Here is a 17,401-nt window from a genome sequence, read left to right on the forward strand (position 1 = left end):
GAGGAAGGAGCACGCGAGATGGAGTGGTTCGACGCACCCGGCTACTGGCTGAGCCGGCTGGCCTTCCAGCGGGGCCTGGCCTGTGTCTATCTGGTCGCGTTCCTGGGCGCGGCCCTCCAGTTCCGGGCGCTCATCGGCGAGCGGGGCATGCTTCCGGTCCCCCGTCTGGTCGCCCGGGTGGACTTCCGGCAGGCACCGAGCGTGTTCCAACTCCACTACTCCGACCGCTTCTTCGCCGTCTGGTCCTGGACCGGCTGTGCGGTGTCGGTGGCGCTGCTCGCCGGGCTGGACTCCCGACTCCCTTTGTGGGCGGGCATGTTGCTGTGGCTGCTGCCCTGGGTGATGTATCTGTCGATCGTCAACGTCGGCCAGACCTGGTACGGCTTCGGCTGGGAGTCACTGCTTCTGGAGGTGGGATTCCTCGCCGTCTTCCTGGGCAACGACGAGGTCGCGCCGCCGGTCGTGGTGCTGTTCCTGCTGCGCTGGATCCTGTTCCGGGTGGAGTTCGGGGCGGGGCTGATCAAGATGCGCGGCGACGCCTGCTGGCGGAAACTGACCTGCCTCGACTTCCATCACGAGACCCAGCCGATGCCGGGTCCGCTGAGCTGGTACTTCCACCGTCTCCCGAGGCCGGTCCACCGGGTCGAGACGGCCGCCAACCACCTGACCCAACTCGCGGTCCCCGTGCTGCTGTTCACCCCGCAGCCGGTGGCGACGGCCGCCGCGTCCCTGATGATCGTCACCCAGCTGTGGCTGGTCCTGTCGGGCAACTTCGCCTGGCTGAACTGGCTCACGATCGTGCTGGCACTGTCGGCGGTGCGTCTCCCGGACACCGCGCCGAGTCCCGTCCCGGACACCCCGCTCTGGTACGAGATCGTGGTCCTGGCGGTCGCCGGGGGTCTGGTGGCCCTCAGCTGGCGTCCGGTCCGCAACATGCTCTCGCCCCGCCAGGTCATGAACCGCTCCTTCGACCCGCTTCATCTGGTCAACAGCTACGGCGCCTTCGGCAGCGTCAGCCGGGTCCGGTACGAGGTGATCGTCGAGGGCACGGACGACGACGTCCCGCGCGAGGACTCCGACTGGCGGGAGTACGAGTTCAAGGGGAAACCCGGCCAACCGGCGCGCCGGCCACGCCAGTTCGCGCCCTATCATCTGCGCCTCGACTGGATGATGTGGTTCGCCGCGCTGTCGCCCGCGTACGCCGGGTCGTGGTTCGGCGCGATGGTCGAACGGCTCCTGGACAACGACCGCGACACGCTCCGGCTGCTGCGCCGCTCCCCGTTCCCGCCGGACGCGCCCCCGCACTACGTCCGCGCCCGCCTCTTCCGGTACCGGTACACGACCTGGCGGGAGCGGCGGGCGACGGGGGCGTACTGGGAGCGGGTGTACGTACGGGAGTTCATGCCGCCGACGCGGCTGGCCCGCGTCTCGGCTCAGAGGCCGTAGACGCGGGTCGCGGTGCCCGCGAAGACCTCCTCGCGTTCACTCGCGTCGAGGGAGGCGGTCAACTCCTCGGCCAGGGAGACCACTTGGCCGTACGAGGCGGCGAGCGTGCACACCGGCCAGTCCGAGCCGAACATCAGCCGGCCGGGGCCGAAGGCGTCCAGGGCGGTGTCCGCGTACGGGCGCAGCTCACCGGTCGTCCAGGAGGCGTGGTCCGCCTCGGTGACCAGGCCGGAGAGCTTCGCGACCGTGTTGGGCAGTGCGGCCAGGGAGCGGAGGGCCGAGGCCCAGGGTTCCAGTGCGCCGGAGGCGATCGGCGGTTTGCCCAAGTGGTCCAGGGCGAAGGTGAGTTGTGGCAGTGACTCGGCCGCCCTGACACACGCGGTCAGCTGGTGCGGGAGCACGATCAGGTCGTACACCAGGCCGGCGTCGGCGACCGCGGCAAGGCCACGGCGTACGTCAGGGCGCAGCAGCCACTCCGGGTCCGGCTCGCCCTGGACCTGGTGGCGGATGCCCTTCAGGTACTCGCCGCCGGGGAGTTCGCGCAGTCGGGCCAGCTCGTCGGCGATGTCGCCGCGGGTCAGGTCCGTCCAGCCGACGACGCCCGCGATCGGCTCCTGCCGGGCCGCGAGCGCCAGGAACTCCGGGGTCTCCTCGGGCACGGTGATCGTCTGGACGAGGATCGTGCGGTCGACGCCCGCCGCGCGGGCCCGCGGTGCGAGGTCGTCCATGGTGAAGTCCCGGCGCAGCGGGCTGTCCTCGGCGATCCAGTCCTGGTCGCGGACCGACAGGTCCCACACATGGTGGTGTGCGTCGATCACGGTCACGGCAGCTCCCACACGACGGGCAGGCCCGCCTCGGAGCCCTCGGCGGAGTAGTCGTGCACGACGTCGAGAAGTTCGGCCATCCGGGCCTGCCAGGCCATGTTGACCGGCAGTTTCTCCAGCTCGGCGAGGAGGCGGCCGTAGTCCTCGCACTCCAGGACGTGGAAGAGGTCGGTGCCGCTGCGCCAGATCGTCCAGGAGGTGGCGCCGGCGGCGCGGATCGCGTCGGTCAGCTCGACGGGGACCTCACGGTGGGCGGCGTCGTACTCGGCGACGCGGTCGGCGCGGACCTTCGTGTGCAAGGCCACTCTCATGACGGCTCCTCGGTGGACAGCAGGCCGGTGTCTCTCAGTTCCTGCCAGAAGGCCTCGGGCACGGACACCGCGAACTGCTCGGCGCAGTCGCGGACTTCGGCGGCCGAACGGGTGCCGACGAGGACCCCGGCGACGGCCGGGTGGGCCGCGCAGAAGGCGAGCGCGGCTGCCCGCAGGGTGATGCCGTGCCGGTCGGCGACGGACTTCATGCGCTGGGCGCGGTCCAGCAACTCGCCTGGCGCCGCAGCGTAGTTGTAGGTCGCCCCGGGTCTCGGGTCCGCCAGCAGACCGGAGTTGAAGGCGCCGCCGATCACGACGGACGTACCGCGTTCCACGGCGGCCGGCAGCAGTTCGGTGAGGGCGCTCCGGTCGAGGAGTGTGTAGCGGCCGGCGCACAGGACCACGTCGACGTCGGTGTCCCGGACGAAGCGGGTGAGCATCTCCGTCTGGTTCATGCCCGCGCCGATCGCCCGTACGACGCCCTCGGAGCGGAGTCTCTCCAGCGCCGGGTAGGCCTCGCGGAAGGCGACCTCGGCGTGGTCGTCGGGGTCGTGGAGATAGACGACGTCGACGTGGTCGAGGCCGAGCCGCTTCAGGCTCGCCTCCAGTGTGCGGCGTACGCCGTCGGCGCTGAAGTCCCAGACGCGGGTGTGGGTGGCGGGGACCGCGAAGCCGTTGGCGAGGTCGTCGCCGGTGGGGGTGCCGGCGGGCTCCAGACGGCGGCCGACCTTCGTGGAGATCGTGTACGCCGAGCGCGGGTGCTCGCGCAGGGCAGCGCCGAGGCGGCGTTCGGAGAGGCCGATGCCGTAGTGCGGGGCGGTGTCGAAGTAGCGGATGCCCGCGTCCCAGGCGGCGGACACCGCGTCGTGCGCCTGTTCGTCGGTGACCTCGGTGAAGAGGTTGCCGATGGCTGCGGCACCGAAGGCGAGGCCGGTGACCTCGACGCCGGTGCGGCCGAGCGTGTGCACCGGCAGGGGCCCAGGTACGGACCCGGGCTCGCTTCCTGGGGTGTGGTTCGGCAGGTTCACCGGGCCGCCGGACGCAGTCGCAGGCCCTGCATACCGCCGTCGACGGCGAGTGAGGTGCCGGTGGTGGCGCCGGACAGGGGGCTCGCCAAGTAGGCGATGGCGCCCGCCACTTCGTCGGCCGAGACCAGGCGGCCGGTGGGCTGGCGGGCCTCCAGCGCGGCGCGTTCGGCGACGGGGTCGGCGGCCGAGTCTAGAAGCCGGCCGACCCACGGGGTGTCGGCCGTGCCCGGGTTGACGCAGTTCACTCGGATGCCCTCGGCGATGTGGTCCGCGGCCATGGCCAGGGTCAGGGAGTACACGGCGCCCTTGGTGGCGCAGTACAGGGCGCGCTGCGGCAGGCCGGCCGTGGCGCCGATCGAGCAGGTGTTCACGATGGCGGCGTGCGCCGAGTGGCGCAGGTGGGGCAGCGCGGCGCGGGAGACACGGACCATGCCGACCACATTGACGTCGTAGACGCGGTGCCATTCCTCGTCGTCGTTGTCCTCCACGGTGCCCAGGGCGCCGATGCCGGCGTTGTTGACGACGATGTCGAGACCGCCGAGGTCGGCGACAGCGGCGGCCACCGCCTCCCGCACGGACGTGTCGTCGGTGACGTCGGCGCGGTAGCCGAGCAGTGGTTTCTCGACCGACGACGGGTCGAGGTCGAGGACGGCGACCTGTGCGCCGCGCGCGGCCAGCAGTTGCGCGGTGGCCCGGCCGATGCCGGACGCACCCCCTGTGACCAGCGCCTTGAGACCCTCGAAGTCGGTCATGCGGCCTGCCCCTTCTCCTTCGCCAGGTCGGCGGCCCAGAAGGTGCCGCCGGGGAACGTGTACTGCGCGACGGACTCCGGCCGCATCGCCGCGGAGAAGCCCGGCGCCGTAGGTGCCTGGTAATGACCTTGCCTGATCACCACGGGGTCGAGGAAGTGGCCGTGCAGATGATCGACGTATTCGATGACCCGGTTCTCGGTCGTGCCGGCCAGGGCGACGTAGTCGAACATCGACAGGTGCTGGACGAGCTCGCACAGGCCGACACCGCCCGCGTGCGGGCAGACGGGGACGCCGAACTTGGCCGCGAGCAGCAGGATGGCGAGGTTCTCGTTGACGCCGCCGACGCGGGCCGCGTCGATCTGCACGATGTCCAGGGCGTCGGCCTGCAGGAGCTGCTTGAACACGACGCGGTTCTGGACGTGTTCGCCGGTGGCGACCTTGACGGGGGCGACGGCCCGGCGGATCGCCGCGTGGCCGAGGATGTCGTCGGGGCTGGTGGGTTCCTCGATCCAGTAGGGGTCGAACTCGGCGAGCGCCTTGGTCCAGCGGATCGCCTCCTCGACGTCCCAGCGCTGGTTGGCGTCGATCGCCATCCGGATGTCGGGGCCGACCACGCTGCGGGCGACCCGGCAGCGGCGTACGTCGTCCTCGAGGTCCGATCCGACCTTGAGCTTGATCTGGGTGAAGCCGTCGGCGACGGCCTCGGTGGCGAGCCGGGTGAGCTTCTCGTCGTCGTAGCCGAGCCAGCCCGCGGAGGTGGTGTAGGCGGGGAAGCCCTTCGCCAGCAGGTCGGCCGTCCGTTCGGCGGCGCCCTCCCGGCCCCGGCGCAGCAGGTCGAGTGCCTCGTCGGGGGTGAGCGCGTCGGTGAGGTAGCGGAAGTCGACCTGCTTGACGAGCCACTCGGGTTCGGCCTCGGCGAGCAGCTGCCACAGGGGCAGGCCCGCTCGTTTGGCGGCGAGGTCCCAGACGGCGTTGACGACGGCGCCGATCGCCATGTGCATCACGCCCTTCTCGGGGCCGAGCCAGCGCAACTGGCTGTCGCCGATCAGGTCGCGGTTCAGGGTGCCGGGGTCCGCGCACAGCTCGTCGACGGATCGGCCGACCACATGCCCGCGCAGCGCGTCGATCGCGGCGACCTGGACCTCGTTGCCCCGCCCGATGGTGAAGGTGAACCCGTGCCCCTCGTGCCCGTCGCCCGCGTCGGTGCGCAGGACGACGTAGGCCGCCGAGTAGTCGGGGTCGGGATTCATCGCGTCGGAGCCGTCGAGCTCCCGCGAGGTCGGAAACCGGATGTCGTAGGTGTCGACCGCGATGACGCGGGCGGGGGTCGGGGACACGGGATGCCTTTCGGTCAGTGGCAGGGGTTCCACCGGGGAACCTCAGGGGTACGTCAGGGGTGGCTCGGGATCAGTCCTGCGCACGTCCCGTCGTCACGCGAGCGATCATGAGCGCGACCAGGATGATCCCGCCGTAGATCGCCTGAATCCAGAACGACGGCACCTGGGCCAGGGTCAGCAGGTTCTGCACGACACCCAGCAGAAGTACGCCGGTCAGCGCACCGAACATGGTGCCCTTGCCGCCGTCGAGGCTGATGCCGCCGATGACGGCCGCCGCGAACACGGTGAAGATCATGTTGTTGCCCTGGTTGGCGCTGATCGCGCCCACATAACCGGTCTGCATGATCCCGCCGACGGAGGCGAGCGCACCGGCGACGACGAACACGCCGAGCATCACCCGTTCGACCCGGATGCCGGCGGCCCGGGCCGCGTCGGCGTTGCCGCCGATCGCGTACAGGGCGCGGCCGACGCGGTGGTACTTGAGGACGAGCCCGGCGACGGCGAAGCAGGCCCCGGCCACCCATACCGACATGGGCACGGTGAGGAAGGTGGTGGTGGCGAGGGAGTAGAAGGAGTCGGGCATGCCGAACAGGGTCTTGCCCTTGGTCGCGCCGACCAGCAGGCCGCGCAGCACGATCAGCATCGCGAGCGTCACGATGAACGCGTTGAGCTTGAACTTGACGACCAGGATGCCGTTGAACGCGCCGACCGCTCCGCCGACGGCCACGATCGCCAACAGGGCGAGCACGGCGGGGAGTTCGGTCCCCCACCCGGACTGCGCGGCCGGCAGCACGAGCAGCGCGCCGACGGCCGGGGCGATGCCGACGACCGACTCCAGGGAGAGGTCGAACTTGCCGGTGATGAGGACGAGCGACTCGGCGAGCACCACCATCGCGAGGGCGGCGGAGGCACCGAGGATCGAGATCAGGTTGCGTTCGGTGAGGAACGAGTCGTTGACGAACGTACCGAGCACCATGAGCAGCAACAGGGCTGGTACGAGGGCGAGTTCGCGGGCGCGGCGGAGCAGGACGGTCTTGGCCGAACGCGGGTCCGGGGCCCTGAGGGGGACGAGGGGCGGGGCCTTTGTGTCAGCCATGGTCCACTCCTTCTATGGAGGCGATCAGCTCGTGGTCGCGCCAGCCCGCCGGATGTTCGGCGGCGACGCGGCCGTGGAAGAGGACGAGGACGCGGTCGCAGCGTCGCAGGTCGTCGAGTTCGTCCGAGACGACGAGGACCGCGGTGCCGTCCTCGCGGGCGCTGTCCATGCGCGCGAGGAGGGATTCCTTGGACTTCACGTCGACGCCCGCGGTGGGGTTGATCAGGACGAGCAGTTTGGGGTCGGAGGCGAGGGCGCGCGCCATGACGACCTTCTGGGCGTTGCCGCCGGACAGGTCGGAGACGGGCTGCTCGGGGCCCTCGGTGTGGATGTCGAGGCGGTCGATGAGGGCGGTGGCGAAGCCGCGTTTGCGGCTCTCGGAGACGAACCCGTACCGGCCGAGGCGGCGCAGGACGCTCATGGTGGAGTTGTCGCCGACGGTCATGCCGGAGACCAGTCCCTGTTCGTGCCGGTCACGGGGCACACAGCCGACGCCCGCCGTCAGGGCCGCCTGCACGTCCCCGAACGGCAGCCGCGCGCCGTCCAGCCGGGCGCTCCCGCCGGTTGGTGTGTGGAGCCCGGCGAAGGACTCGGCCAGCTCGATCTTGCCGCTGCCACTGGACCCGGCGAGCCCCACGACCTCACCGCGGCGCACGGTCAGGTCGATGTTCTCGTACGCCGGTGAGGTGAGCCCCTCGGCTGCCAGCAGCACCGGCGCCCCGGGCTCGACTCCCCTGACGGTGACGGCCTGTTCGGCGATGGACTCGCCGGCCATGGCCTCCACCAGGGCCTGGCGCGGCAGGTCCGCGACCGGGGCGGTGGTGATCCAGCGGGCGTCGCGCAGGACCGTCACCGTCTGGCACACCTCGTACACCTCCTGGAGGTGGTGCGAGATGAACAGGAAGGTGACGCCGGATTCCTGGAGTGCTCGCATCCGGGTGAAGAGCCGGTCGATCTCGCGGCTGTCGAGCTGGGCGGTCGGTTCGTCGAGGACGATGAACCGGGCGCCGAAGCTCAACGCCCGCGCGATCTCCACCATTTGACGGTCCTCGACCTTGAGGTCCGCGGTGCGGGCCTCCGGGTCGACGCGCACGTCCCAGGTGTCGAGGAGTTCGGCGGCCTCGGTGCGCAGCCGGCGCCAGTTGATGGCTCCGCCGCGCCCGGTCGGCTGCCGGTTGATGAAGAGGTTCTCGGCGACCGTCAACTCCGGTACCACGGTGGGCTTTTGGTAGACGCAGGCCACCTTGGAGCGCCATGCGTCGCGGTCGGCGATCGGAGGCGCGGGCCGGCCGTCGAAGCTGACCGTGCCCTCGTCGGGGGCCTGGAGGCCCGTGAGGATGCTGACGAGGGTGGACTTTCCGGCGCCGTTGCGGCCCACGAGGGCGTGCGACTCACCCGGCAGGACGGTGAGCCGCCCGTCCTGCAGGGCGGTGGTGGGGCCGTACCGCTTGGTGATGCCGCGCGCCTCGACGAGCGGTACGGCAGGGGTGTCCGGGTTCTCCCGTGGCTGGCTGTTCATCCGACCGTGTTGCCCCAGAGCGCGGTGTCGTCGACGTTGTCCTTGGTGACCAGGGGCGCGGGGAGCTGGTCCTCGAGGATGCCGCTGGCCAGCTTGACGATCGTGGAGCCGTGGTCGGTCGGGCCCGGCTTGAAGGTCTTCCCCTCCATCGCGGCCTTGATGTAGTACATGCCGTACTTGGCGTAGAGGTCGGCGGGCTGGGAGACGGTCGCGTCGATCTCGCCCTTGCGGATGGCGTCGAACTCCTGCGGGATGCCGTCGTTCGAGACGATCGCGATGTGGCCGGCCTCGCCCGCCTTCTTCAGCATCCCCTTGGACTTCAGGGTCTGGAGGGTGGGCGCGAGGTAGACGCCGCCGGCCTGCATGTAGATGCCCTTGATGTCCGGGTTGGCGTTCAGCAGCGTGTCGAGCTTGGAGGCCGCGGTGTCGGACTCCCACTTGGCCGGTATCTCGAGGACCTTGAGCTTCGGGAACTTGGCCTTCACACAGGCTCGGAACGCCTCGGACCGGTCACGGCCGTTCACCGACGCGAGATCGCCCATGATCTGGACGACCTTGCCCGAGGTGATGTGCTTGCCGAGGTAGTCGCAGGCCTGCTCGCCGTACGCGACGTTGTTCGCGCGGACGACCATGGCGACCTTGCCCTTCTCGGGCGCCACGTCGACGGCCACCACGGGCACGCCCTTGCGCTCGGCCTGGTCGAGCCCGGCCTCGATGGCGGCGCTGTCCAGCGGCGCGACCACCAGGCCCTTCACGCCCTGGTTGAGCTGGTTGTTGATGTCGGTGATCTGCTGCGAGGGATCACTGTTGGAGTTGACCGTCTTCAGCGCGTCGACGCCCTCGGACTTGGCCATCTTCGGCACGTAGTCGTTGTACGACTGCCAGAACGGCGACGTCAGCAGCGGCAGGATCACTCCGACCTTGCCGGTTCCGTCACCACTGTCGCCCCCTGAGGCGACGGTGTCCTTGGTGCTGCCACAGGCGCTGAGCACCAGGCCGGCACAGGCGGCCACGGCCACCGCGCCGAGACGGCGAGCCCTGACTCGCGTCTTCGGTTCTCCCACGGTTCTTTCGAACATCTGACGGCTCCTCGTTGAGCGGGATCGAGCGATGCCCCGCATATTTATCAGACCACTTCCCGTTTGGAATACCCCACAGGGCCAAATTTTCCCGGAATCCGACCGTAGTGGTCCGACCAACTTGCTGGTTAGACTGCGGCGGCACCCGGCGACAGGAGGACACGGCGTGGACGAGATCCCGGCCGACAGCACAGAGGCCGCCCCACAGAAGGGCACCGTGACGCAGCGCGCCATCGAGCAGATCAAGGCGATGATCGGCGAGGGGCGCCTGGAACCGGGCCAGCGGCTGCCCACCGAGCGCGATCTCGCCGCCCGGCTGGGTATCTCACGCAGTTCGATGCGGGAGGCGATCCGGGCGCTCACCGTGATGGGCGTACTGGAGGCCCGGCACGGTTCGGGCATCTACGTGACCCAGCTGGAGGCCGGCGACCTGCTGGAGACCTTCGGTGTGGTCGCCGACCTCTCGCGGGGACCGCGGCTGGCCGAGCTGCTGGAGGTCCGGCGCATCCTCGAGTCGACGGCGACCGCGCTGGCCGCGGCGCGGATCACCCCGGACCAGCTCGCGGAGGTGGAGAAACACCTCACGGCGATGAACGCCACCGACGATCCCGAGGAGATCCTCGCCCACGACCTCGCTTTCCATCGCGCGATCACCGCTGCGGCGGGCAATGACAGCATGGCGGCGATCCTGGAGGGCCTTTCCTCCCGCACGTTCCGCGCCCGCGTGTGGCGCGCCTACCAGGAGGAGGGTGCGTTCACGCGCACGCGGCGGGAGCATGCGGCGATCCACCGTGCGCTTGTCGCCCACGATCCGGAGGCGGCGCGGGCGGCTGCGGCAGCGCATGTGGGTGAGGTGGAGCAATGGTTGCGGGGGCAACCTGATGCTCCGGTGGGAGGGGCGTGATTTTCCGCTCCCGGCCCGGTGGGGGCTTGTCGCGCAGTTCCCCGCGCCCCTGGGCGGGGGCGCTGTGCGCCCCCCCGCCCCCCGCCTTCGGTCGTCAGGCCTGCGTTGATCTGTACAGGCCGAACTGGGTGATCCTCGGCTCCGCGCGTGACTGTGTCACCCGGATGCGCCAGCGCCTTGCCCGGAGCGGGGTCGTCAGGAGCAGGATTCGGCTGGCGCCGATCGTGCCCGCGCCTGCCGCCCGGGTCCAGCGGCCGTTGACGTACGCCTCGACGGTGAAGGCCTCGATCTGTTGGCCGTGCTGGATGTCCTCCGCGAGCCGTAGTCGGTTCACCTCCGCCTCCCTGCCGAGGTCGACGGTGACGGTCGTCGGAGTCCGGGTGACCTGGGCCCCGAGCGTCAGGTCGGCCGGCAGTTCCCGGTCCACGCGCTCCCGGAACTCCCGTAGCCGGGTGACGTCGGACGCGGCGAGGCGTCCATCCGTGTCCGGCGGGACGTTCAGGAGGAGTACGGCGTTGCGGCCGACCGAGCCGAAGTAGATCTCGGTCAACTGGTCTACGGATTTGGGCTGTTGGTCGGCATGGTAGAACCAGCCGTCCCTGATCGACACATCGCACTCGGCCGGCCACCACTGGACGTAGTCGGCGACCCCGCGAGCCGCGACGAGCGCGTCCCGGCCTCCCATGTCCGCCGCGTCGTAGGAGAGCGCGAAGTCGGTCCGGCCGTAGTCCTTCTCGGTGACCGGGACGACGCTCCACTCGTTCTCGCGCGCCAGCCCGCCCTCGTTGCCGACCCAGCGGACATCCGGACCGGAGACGGCGATCGTGGCGTCCGGGGCGAGGGTGCGGACGAGGGTGTACCAGCTGTCCCAGTCGTACTTCTCGACCTTGTCCGGCGGGATGCGTCCCTGGGCGCCGTCGAACCAGACCTCGTCGACGGGCCCGTACTCGGTGAGGACCTCGTAGAGCTGGTCGAGCATATGGGCGCCGTAGTCGGTGGCGGGGAGGGTGAACGTCGGGCCGTCCGGACGGTCGTCGTTCTCGACCGGGGTGGGGATGGTGTGCTCGGTGCGCGCGCTGCCGTTGGCGTAGACGCCATGCAGGAACTGGTTCTCGTCGGCCGGGGAGATGTACACCCCGACCTTCAGCCCGTACCGCCGCATGGAGTCGGCGAACGAGCGCAGCACATCGCCCTGCCCACCGCGCCAACTGCTCGACGCCACCGAGTGGTTGGTGTACCGGGACGGGTAGAGGACGAAGCCGTCGTGGTGCTTGACGGTGAGGATGGCGAGTTTGAAGCCGCCGTCGCGCAGGGCCCGCGCCCACTGGTCGGTGTCGAGGCCGGTCGGCTGGAAGACGTTCGGGTCCTCGTCACCCGTGCCCCATTCGAGGCCGGTGAAGGTGTTCACCCCGAAGTGCAGGAACGCGGTCCGCTCCAGCCGCTGCCAGGCGATCTGCCGTGCGGTGGGCCGGACTTGGGAGGCCTTGCGTACGAGGGTGTCGGCGGAGTCGGCGGAGCTGACCGGGATACGGAAGACCGGCTCCTCCGTCGGCGAGGCCGGAGCGGCCAGGGCCATTGAGGTGCCCCTGGAGGCGACGAGTGCGGCGGCCGCCGTGACGAAGAGACGTCTGGAGACTGTCATGGGGAACGGACTCCTCGGGTCATTGGAGGTCAGTGGAGGGGGTCAAGTGCCAGACGGCGGGCGTGCGTTGGTCCGGCGGGTACTGCACGAGACGACCGTCGTCGGTCACATGCACCGCCATCCGCGTGATCGCGTTGAGGAGTTGGTAACCGCCCGCGGACTGCTCCAACTCCCAGCGCTGCAGGGTGTTCGCGGTGGCGCAGGTCTGCTCGGTGAGTTCGACGCCGGGCTGGAGCGGGGTGTTGAGCGTGAGCTTCCCGCCGCGCACCTCCAGGCAGCCGGTCCCGGTCTTCAAGGTGATGTATCCGTCGGGCGTGCGTCGCACCTCGGCGGCCAGTGAGACGGTGCCCGACCGCAGGGTGTACGTGCCGTCCGCGACCGGCACCTGGGCCGGATCCCGCCAGCCGGGGGCATGCCCGACGGCCGTCCCTCGCGCGGTGAACTGGGCATACGTGGCGTCCGGATGCGGATCGCCCCAGGTCGCCTGCGCGAGATGCCGCAGCGCGGGGTCGGTGTCCACGGCGACCTCGTTCTCGGTCTCGCCCCGCCCGTTGTCCGGCCAGAGGCTGATCTTCGCGCCCACGATGCCCTGGCTGGAGGCGAGTTTCTCGCCCTCGAAGCTGCGCGGGTCCCAACTCTGGTCGTACAGGCCCTTGGTGTCGGTGTGGAAGCCGCCCCGGACGAGGTACAGGGCGTAGGCCGCGTTCATCAACGGGTAACCCTGGGCGTGGAGTTGGCTCGGTTTCACGGCCACGTTCAGCCAGTGCTCCACCGTGGTGCCCGCGGTCACCGGCACGGTGTTGGCTCCGGTGAGCCCGTCGTTCCAGATGCGCAGCTTCTTGCCGTTGGCCGCCAGATAGGTCCGGATTCGGTTGACGAAGTCGATGAACGCGTCCTGGGGTGTGGCGTTCGCCCCGTACTTCTCCCGGGCGTAGCGGAGCATCTGCGGGTACTTGGCGAAGTCCGAGCCGAGCATGTACTCGTCGGCGCCCATGTGCCAGGAGGCACCGGTGAAGACCTGCGTGTACTCGTCGATCAGGCTCGTGTAGTAGTCGAAGGCGGCCGGCTGGGTGATGTCGAGCCTGCTGGGTTGCTTGTTGCCGTCGGAGTCCGTGAGCTGCAGATCCGGGCGGTTCTCGATCCACGGGTCCATGTGGCCCGGAGAGTTGATCTCCGGGATGATCTCGATGTGGTACTTGTCGCCGAGGGCGACGAGCCGCCGTATCTCGTCCTTGGTGTAGTAGCCCCAGGTGTTGGCCTCGGGGTGGGTGTCGCTCTTCACCTTTAGTTCGAGGAGCAGTTGGTTGAGTTTGGCGTACGCCATGTCGCGTACGAGGTTCTCCAGCCACCGCGTCGAGATGTGAATGTAGCAGGCGCACACGCCGACGCCCCGTTCCGCGTACCGGGGTACGTCGACCGTGCGTCCGCCGGGGATCCGGTCACCCTGGGCGAGCAGCTGGAGGAGGGTGCGGGTGCCGTAGAAGGCACCGCTCTCGGTCGCGCCGGTCACCGACAGCCTTGCGCCGGCGCGGAGTTCGTACCCTTCGGCGCCGAGGGCGGTCCGTGCCGGAGCCACGTCGATAACGATGTCACCGGCTCGCGCGCCACCGCTCACGACGGGTACGACACCATGGCCGGCCGCCCGGAGATCGTCGGCGAGAGTGCCCGCGACCCGGCGCTCCCGCTCGGTGTCCGCGACCAGACGGGTGGCGTTCCCGAACTGGTAACTCCCGCTCTCCGGGGTCCAGTTGCCGAGCGCGGGCACGGTGACCGGAGTTGCCGCCGCTTTCGCCGCTCCTGCCGCGCCCGTACGCGCGGACGCCTGGACCGGTACGGCGAGCAGCAGGAGGGCCACCACGGCACCCAGGAGCCGGCCTCTTCGATACGTACTCATCTGGAAGCTCCCATTCATCGGAGGTGTGATGATTGAGCGCGCCCCAGGAGGTGTCAATGGGGCCTCGCGGCATACAGATCCAGCCAGTGATCGGATGACCAGCGGGTCTGCGAGGACGGTCGACGGCGTCGCCGTCAGAAAAGTCCAAGACACCCGGCCCGAATGTCCAAGACCGACTGCTCTCGACGCTCCCTGTACTCACGAGTAGCCTCATCGCCGCACGCGTAGCACGATGTGTTGTATCCACCCCGAGGAGCCCCCGTGACCAGCTGGGTCGGCCGTACCGCCACCGAGATCGCCGCCGCCGTACACGAGAAGCGCGTGTCGCCCCGTGAAGTCGTGGCCGAACATCTCGCGCGCATCGAACTGCTGGACGCCCGCGTCGGAGCGTTCCGCCGGCTGCGGGCGAAGGAGGCGCTGGCCGAGGCGGACGAGGTGGCCGACCGCGCGGACCTGGCGGACCTCCCGCTCGCGGGCGTACCCATCGCCGTCAAGGACAACCTGGGTGTACGCGGTGAGTCGACGCGGCACGGTTCCACCGCGACGCAGGACACCCCCGCCGACCACGACCATGTCACCGTGGCCCGGCTGCGCGCGGCGGGCGCGATCGTCGTCGGGGTCACCAATGTGCCCGAGCTCTGCATCTGGGGCACCACGGAAGGCCCCCTCGGCACGGCCCGCAACCCCTGGGACACCACCCGCACGGCGGGCGGTTCGTCGGGCGGCAGCGCGGCGGCCGTCGGCGCCGGAATGGTGCCGATCGCCCTGGGCAACGACGGGATGGGCTCACTGCGCATCCCCGCCGCCAACTGCGGTGTCGTCACCATCAAGCCGGGCCTCGGGGTCGTCCCGGCGGGCATCGGCAACGGCGACTGGTTCGGTATGTCGGAGAACGGGCCGCTGGCGACGACGGTCGAGGACGCCCGGCTGATGCTGTCGGTCCTCGCCGACACCCGGTTCGTACGGTCGGACGCGCACGCCGGCCGCCGGGTCGCCCTCTCCGTCCGCAGCCCCATCACCGGCGTCACCATCGCCAGGCCGTACGTCTCCGCCGCGCGTGAGGCCGCCGCGCTGCTGGACAGCGCCGGTCACGAGGTGCGGCCCGCCGACCCGCCGTACCCGCTGTCGATCGGGGTGACCTCCTTCACGCACTGGACGGCGGGCACGGCACGGGACGCGGAGGGCTTCGACCGGAGCGGACTGAGCCGGCGGACCCGGGTCCACGCGGCCGTCGGGCGCCGGTTCGTCGGATACGTCGAGCGGGGGCAGCACAAGGAACAGCTGCGCCGGCGCCTCGAGCCGTTCTTCGCCGAGCACGACGTGCTGCTCACCCCCGCCCTCGCCCGGCGCTCACCCGTCGCCGCGGCCTGGCACGAGCGGGGCTGGCTGCGCAACGTCCTCGCCAACACCAACTACTCACCGATGACGCCCCCGTGGAACCTGACGGGCTGGCCGGCGATGGCGGTCCCGTTCGGCACCCTGCCCTCGGGCGCGCCCTGCGCGGTCCAACTCGTGGGCCGTCCGGGCTCGGAGGCCGTACTCCTCGACGTGGCCCAGCAGTTGGAGGAGCTGCACCCCTGGCAGCGGACGGCTCCGCTCGCCTGATCACCGATGGGGAGCGAGTGATGGGGGCTGTCAGTCGCCGAGTGCTTTGTACATGATGTGCAGGCCCACTCGGCCGTCCCGGGGATGCTCGAACGCGTCCGGGACCGTGCCGAGGATCGTGAAGCCCAGCGAAGTCCACAGCCTGACCGCCGGGTTGGTCTCGACGACGGCGTTGAAGACCATGCCCCGATAGCCGTGGGCCTCGGCCTCGCCCAGGACGTGCTCGGCGAGGGCGCGGCCGATGCCACGTCCGCCGCGGTCGGGGTCGACCATGAAGCCGGCGTTGGCGATCCGGGCGGCGGGGCCGGCGTAGTTGGGGGTGAGGTAGGCGGAGCCGACGATGTCTCCGGCGCCGTCCTCGGCGACGTACACGCGCTTGGCCGGGCTCATCCACAGTGCGCGGGCCGCTTCCTCGGAGGTGTCCGGGTCCCAGGTATAGGTGTCTGCGGCGGCCACGATGCGGTGCCAGAACGGCCAGATCCGCGGCCAGTCGTCGGCCGCGGCTCCCCTGATGATCAGCATGGGCGCGAGTCTGGCACGCCCATGCCGACAACGATCTCGAGGGTCCTGTGGGTGCGTCAGTCGACGCTGGGCAGGATGTGGGGCTCGGCGAGGTCGTCCTCGTAGCCCGCCAGGCGGATCGGGGCCGACCTGGCCCACACGTCGAGGCTGCCGAGCCGCTCGCTCCGGTCGCCGGGGGCCGCCGTGCGTTCCTCAGGGCCTTGTTCGAGATTCGTCTTCTCCGGTGTCACCGCGCACTCCTTATGTGTCGGGTCACCCTCAGGGCATTCGGGACCAGTCTGGTGCCGGCCGCTCCATGTCCCTTCGGGCGTGGGTCAAGAACAGTCAGGACGCGGTGGCGCCGGTGACGGACCGTGGGTGTGGGTGGAACCCGTCGTGCTGCCCGTCCGGACCAGTATTAACCAAATGAGCGGGCGCCCGCTCGATGGGGCTGAAAACAAGGGGTAAAGAACTCAAGTCACCCAGTGTTCATTCAGCCATAATCTGCGGTTGTTTGTTACCTGGAGGGCGATTTGACCATCACCCGTACGGCCCAACCGACGTACCCGTGTGCCCCGTACGCCCAGGGTCTGTCGGCTGACGGTCCGTCATGAGACGGTACGCGGATGACGTCACCGCACGGACTCGATGGGCGCGTCGCCCTGGTCACCGGGGGCACCCGCGGGATCGGACTGGCCGTCGCCGCGGCACTGGTACGGGCGGGGGCCCGGGTGTGCGTGACGGCCCGGGATCCGGCCGGGGTACGACGGGCCGCCGAGGAACTCGGCGGTGTCGGGCTGGCGGGCGATGTCGCCGACCCGGCCCACCTGCCGGCGTTGACCGAGTTCACACTCGACACGTTCGGGCGGCTCGACATCCTTGTGAACAACGCGGCGACCAACCAGCCCTACGGCCCACTCATGGACGCCGACCCGGACCTCTGGCGCGAGGCGTTCACACTCAACGTCGAGGCTCCACTGCGGCTGACGCAGTGCGCATGGCGGGCCTGGATGCGCGAACACGGCGGCACCGTGATCAACATCTGCACGGAGGGCGCCACACATGTCGGCCCCAACGTGGGCGCGTACGGCACCAGCAAGGCGGCCCTCCTCCACCTCACCCAACAACTCGCAGGCGAACTGGCCCCACGAGTACGGGTCAACTCAGTCTCCCCCGGCCTGGTACGAACGGAAATGGCCCGCTTCGTCTGGCAACACACCGAGAACCCCGGCTTACCACTCGGCCGCATCGGCGAACCCGAGGACGTCGCCCAAGCAGTCCTCTGGCTGGCCTCGGACGCAGCCGAATGGGTAACAGGAACAGACCTCCTGATAGACGGAGGAACCCGAGCCCGCCCAGCGCATACGGCAGCGAAATCCCCGGTTCATGAACACCTACGGCGACACGAACCCACCTAGGGGCGCGGGGAACTGCGCGACAAGCCCCCACCGTCCCGCAGACGC

16 protein-coding genes are annotated in these 17,401 nt (G+C 70.0%); 4 read left to right on the forward strand and 12 right to left on the reverse strand.

Annotated features, from left to right (window positions below; genetic code table 11):
* Nucleotides 1-18: 18 nt before the first annotated feature.
* Nucleotides 19-1,446: a lipase maturation factor family protein gene (locus ABZ855_RS05925; protein WP_360801568.1), complete on the forward strand. Its 1,428-nt coding sequence runs from the start codon at nt 19-21 to the stop codon at nt 1,444-1,446.
* Here the strand turns inward: ABZ855_RS05925 and ABZ855_RS05930 are convergent.
* The 8 genes from ABZ855_RS05930 to ABZ855_RS05965 all read right to left on the reverse strand — a co-directional run bounded on the left by ABZ855_RS05930 (nt 1,434) and on the right by ABZ855_RS05965 (nt 9,392).
* Nucleotides 1,434-2,270 (reverse strand): amidohydrolase family protein, encoded by an 837-nt coding sequence (locus ABZ855_RS05930; protein ID WP_360801570.1) that lies wholly within the window; start codon nt 2,268-2,270, stop codon nt 1,434-1,436. The two genes, ABZ855_RS05925 and ABZ855_RS05930, sit on opposite strands and share 13 nt — an antisense overlap.
* Nucleotides 2,267-2,581 carry an L-rhamnose mutarotase gene (locus ABZ855_RS05935; RefSeq protein ID WP_360801573.1) on the reverse strand — a complete coding sequence of 105 codons (315 nt, stop codon included), beginning with the start codon at nt 2,579-2,581 and terminating at the stop codon, nt 2,267-2,269. The genes ABZ855_RS05930 and ABZ855_RS05935 overlap by 4 nt, the downstream gene beginning before the upstream one ends.
* Nucleotides 2,578-3,549 carry an aldo/keto reductase gene (locus ABZ855_RS05940; RefSeq protein ID WP_360801875.1) on the reverse strand — a complete coding sequence of 324 codons (972 nt, stop codon included), beginning with the start codon at nt 3,547-3,549 and terminating at the stop codon, nt 2,578-2,580. The genes ABZ855_RS05935 and ABZ855_RS05940 overlap by 4 nt, the downstream gene beginning before the upstream one ends.
* A 56-nt stretch (nt 3,550-3,605) precedes the next feature.
* Entirely contained in the window at nt 3,606-4,361 is a 756-nt protein-coding gene (locus ABZ855_RS05945; RefSeq protein ID WP_360801575.1) for an SDR family oxidoreductase, read from the reverse strand.
* The gene (locus tag ABZ855_RS05950; protein WP_360801578.1) at nt 4,358-5,698 is read right to left on the reverse strand and encodes an L-fuconate dehydratase; all 1,341 of its coding nucleotides are present in this window, start codon (nt 5,696-5,698) and stop codon (nt 4,358-4,360) included. The genes ABZ855_RS05945 and ABZ855_RS05950 overlap by 4 nt, the downstream gene beginning before the upstream one ends.
* A gap of 70 nt (nt 5,699-5,768) precedes the next feature.
* Nucleotides 5,769-6,794, reverse strand: coding sequence for an ABC transporter permease (locus tag ABZ855_RS05955; protein ID WP_360801581.1), 1,026 nt, complete (start codon nt 6,792-6,794; stop codon nt 5,769-5,771).
* A complete protein-coding gene (locus ABZ855_RS05960) occupies nt 6,787-8,313 on the reverse strand; it encodes a sugar ABC transporter ATP-binding protein (protein WP_360801584.1) in 1,527 nt (508 codons plus the stop codon). Before ABZ855_RS05960 ends, ABZ855_RS05955 begins: the two co-directional genes overlap by 8 nt.
* Complete coding sequence (locus ABZ855_RS05965; protein WP_360801587.1) at nt 8,310-9,392, reverse strand: sugar ABC transporter substrate-binding protein; 1,083 nt, start codon at nt 9,390-9,392, stop codon at nt 8,310-8,312. The genes ABZ855_RS05960 and ABZ855_RS05965 overlap by 4 nt, the downstream gene beginning before the upstream one ends.
* Before the next feature lie 166 nt (nt 9,393-9,558).
* On the opposite strand from ABZ855_RS05965, the gene ABZ855_RS05970 reads away from it, so the two are divergent.
* Nucleotides 9,559-10,296 carry a FadR/GntR family transcriptional regulator gene (locus ABZ855_RS05970; protein WP_360801590.1) on the forward strand — a complete coding sequence of 246 codons (738 nt, stop codon included), beginning with the start codon at nt 9,559-9,561 and terminating at the stop codon, nt 10,294-10,296.
* Nucleotides 10,297-10,390: 94 nt separating this feature from the next.
* On the opposite strand, the gene ABZ855_RS05975 is transcribed toward ABZ855_RS05970, so the two are convergent.
* On the reverse strand, nt 10,391-11,938 hold the full coding sequence (locus tag ABZ855_RS05975; RefSeq protein ID WP_360801593.1) for an alpha-L-fucosidase: 1,548 nt from the start codon (nt 11,936-11,938) through the stop codon (nt 10,391-10,393).
* A gap of 19 nt (nt 11,939-11,957) precedes the next feature.
* The gene (locus ABZ855_RS05980; protein ID WP_360801596.1) at nt 11,958-13,832 is read right to left on the reverse strand and encodes a family 20 glycosylhydrolase; all 1,875 of its coding nucleotides are present in this window, start codon (nt 13,830-13,832) and stop codon (nt 11,958-11,960) included.
* A gap of 261 nt (nt 13,833-14,093) precedes the next feature.
* Here ABZ855_RS05980 and ABZ855_RS05985 point away from each other — a divergent pair, with 261 nt between their 5' ends.
* Entirely contained in the window at nt 14,094-15,437 is a 1,344-nt protein-coding gene (locus ABZ855_RS05985; protein WP_360801599.1) for an amidase, read from the forward strand.
* A gap of 30 nt (nt 15,438-15,467) precedes the next feature.
* Here ABZ855_RS05985 and ABZ855_RS05990 read toward each other — a convergent pair whose 3' ends face one another.
* Entirely contained in the window at nt 15,468-15,956 is a 489-nt protein-coding gene (locus tag ABZ855_RS05990; protein ID WP_360801878.1) for a GNAT family N-acetyltransferase, read from the reverse strand.
* Between the two features lie 59 nt (nt 15,957-16,015).
* On the reverse strand, nt 16,016-16,189 hold the full coding sequence (locus ABZ855_RS05995; RefSeq protein ID WP_319201864.1) for a hypothetical protein: 174 nt from the start codon (nt 16,187-16,189) through the stop codon (nt 16,016-16,018).
* Between the two features lie 375 nt (nt 16,190-16,564).
* Between ABZ855_RS05995 and ABZ855_RS06000 the strand changes: the two genes are divergently transcribed.
* A complete protein-coding gene (locus tag ABZ855_RS06000) occupies nt 16,565-17,356 on the forward strand; it encodes an SDR family oxidoreductase (RefSeq protein WP_360801602.1) in 792 nt (263 codons plus the stop codon).
* The last annotated feature ends 45 nt before the right edge of the window (nt 17,357-17,401 follow it).

This window comes from Streptomyces sp. NPDC047042 (assembly GCF_040644035.1).
In the GTDB taxonomy this organism is placed as follows: Bacteria; Actinomycetota; Actinomycetes; order Streptomycetales; family Streptomycetaceae; genus Streptomyces.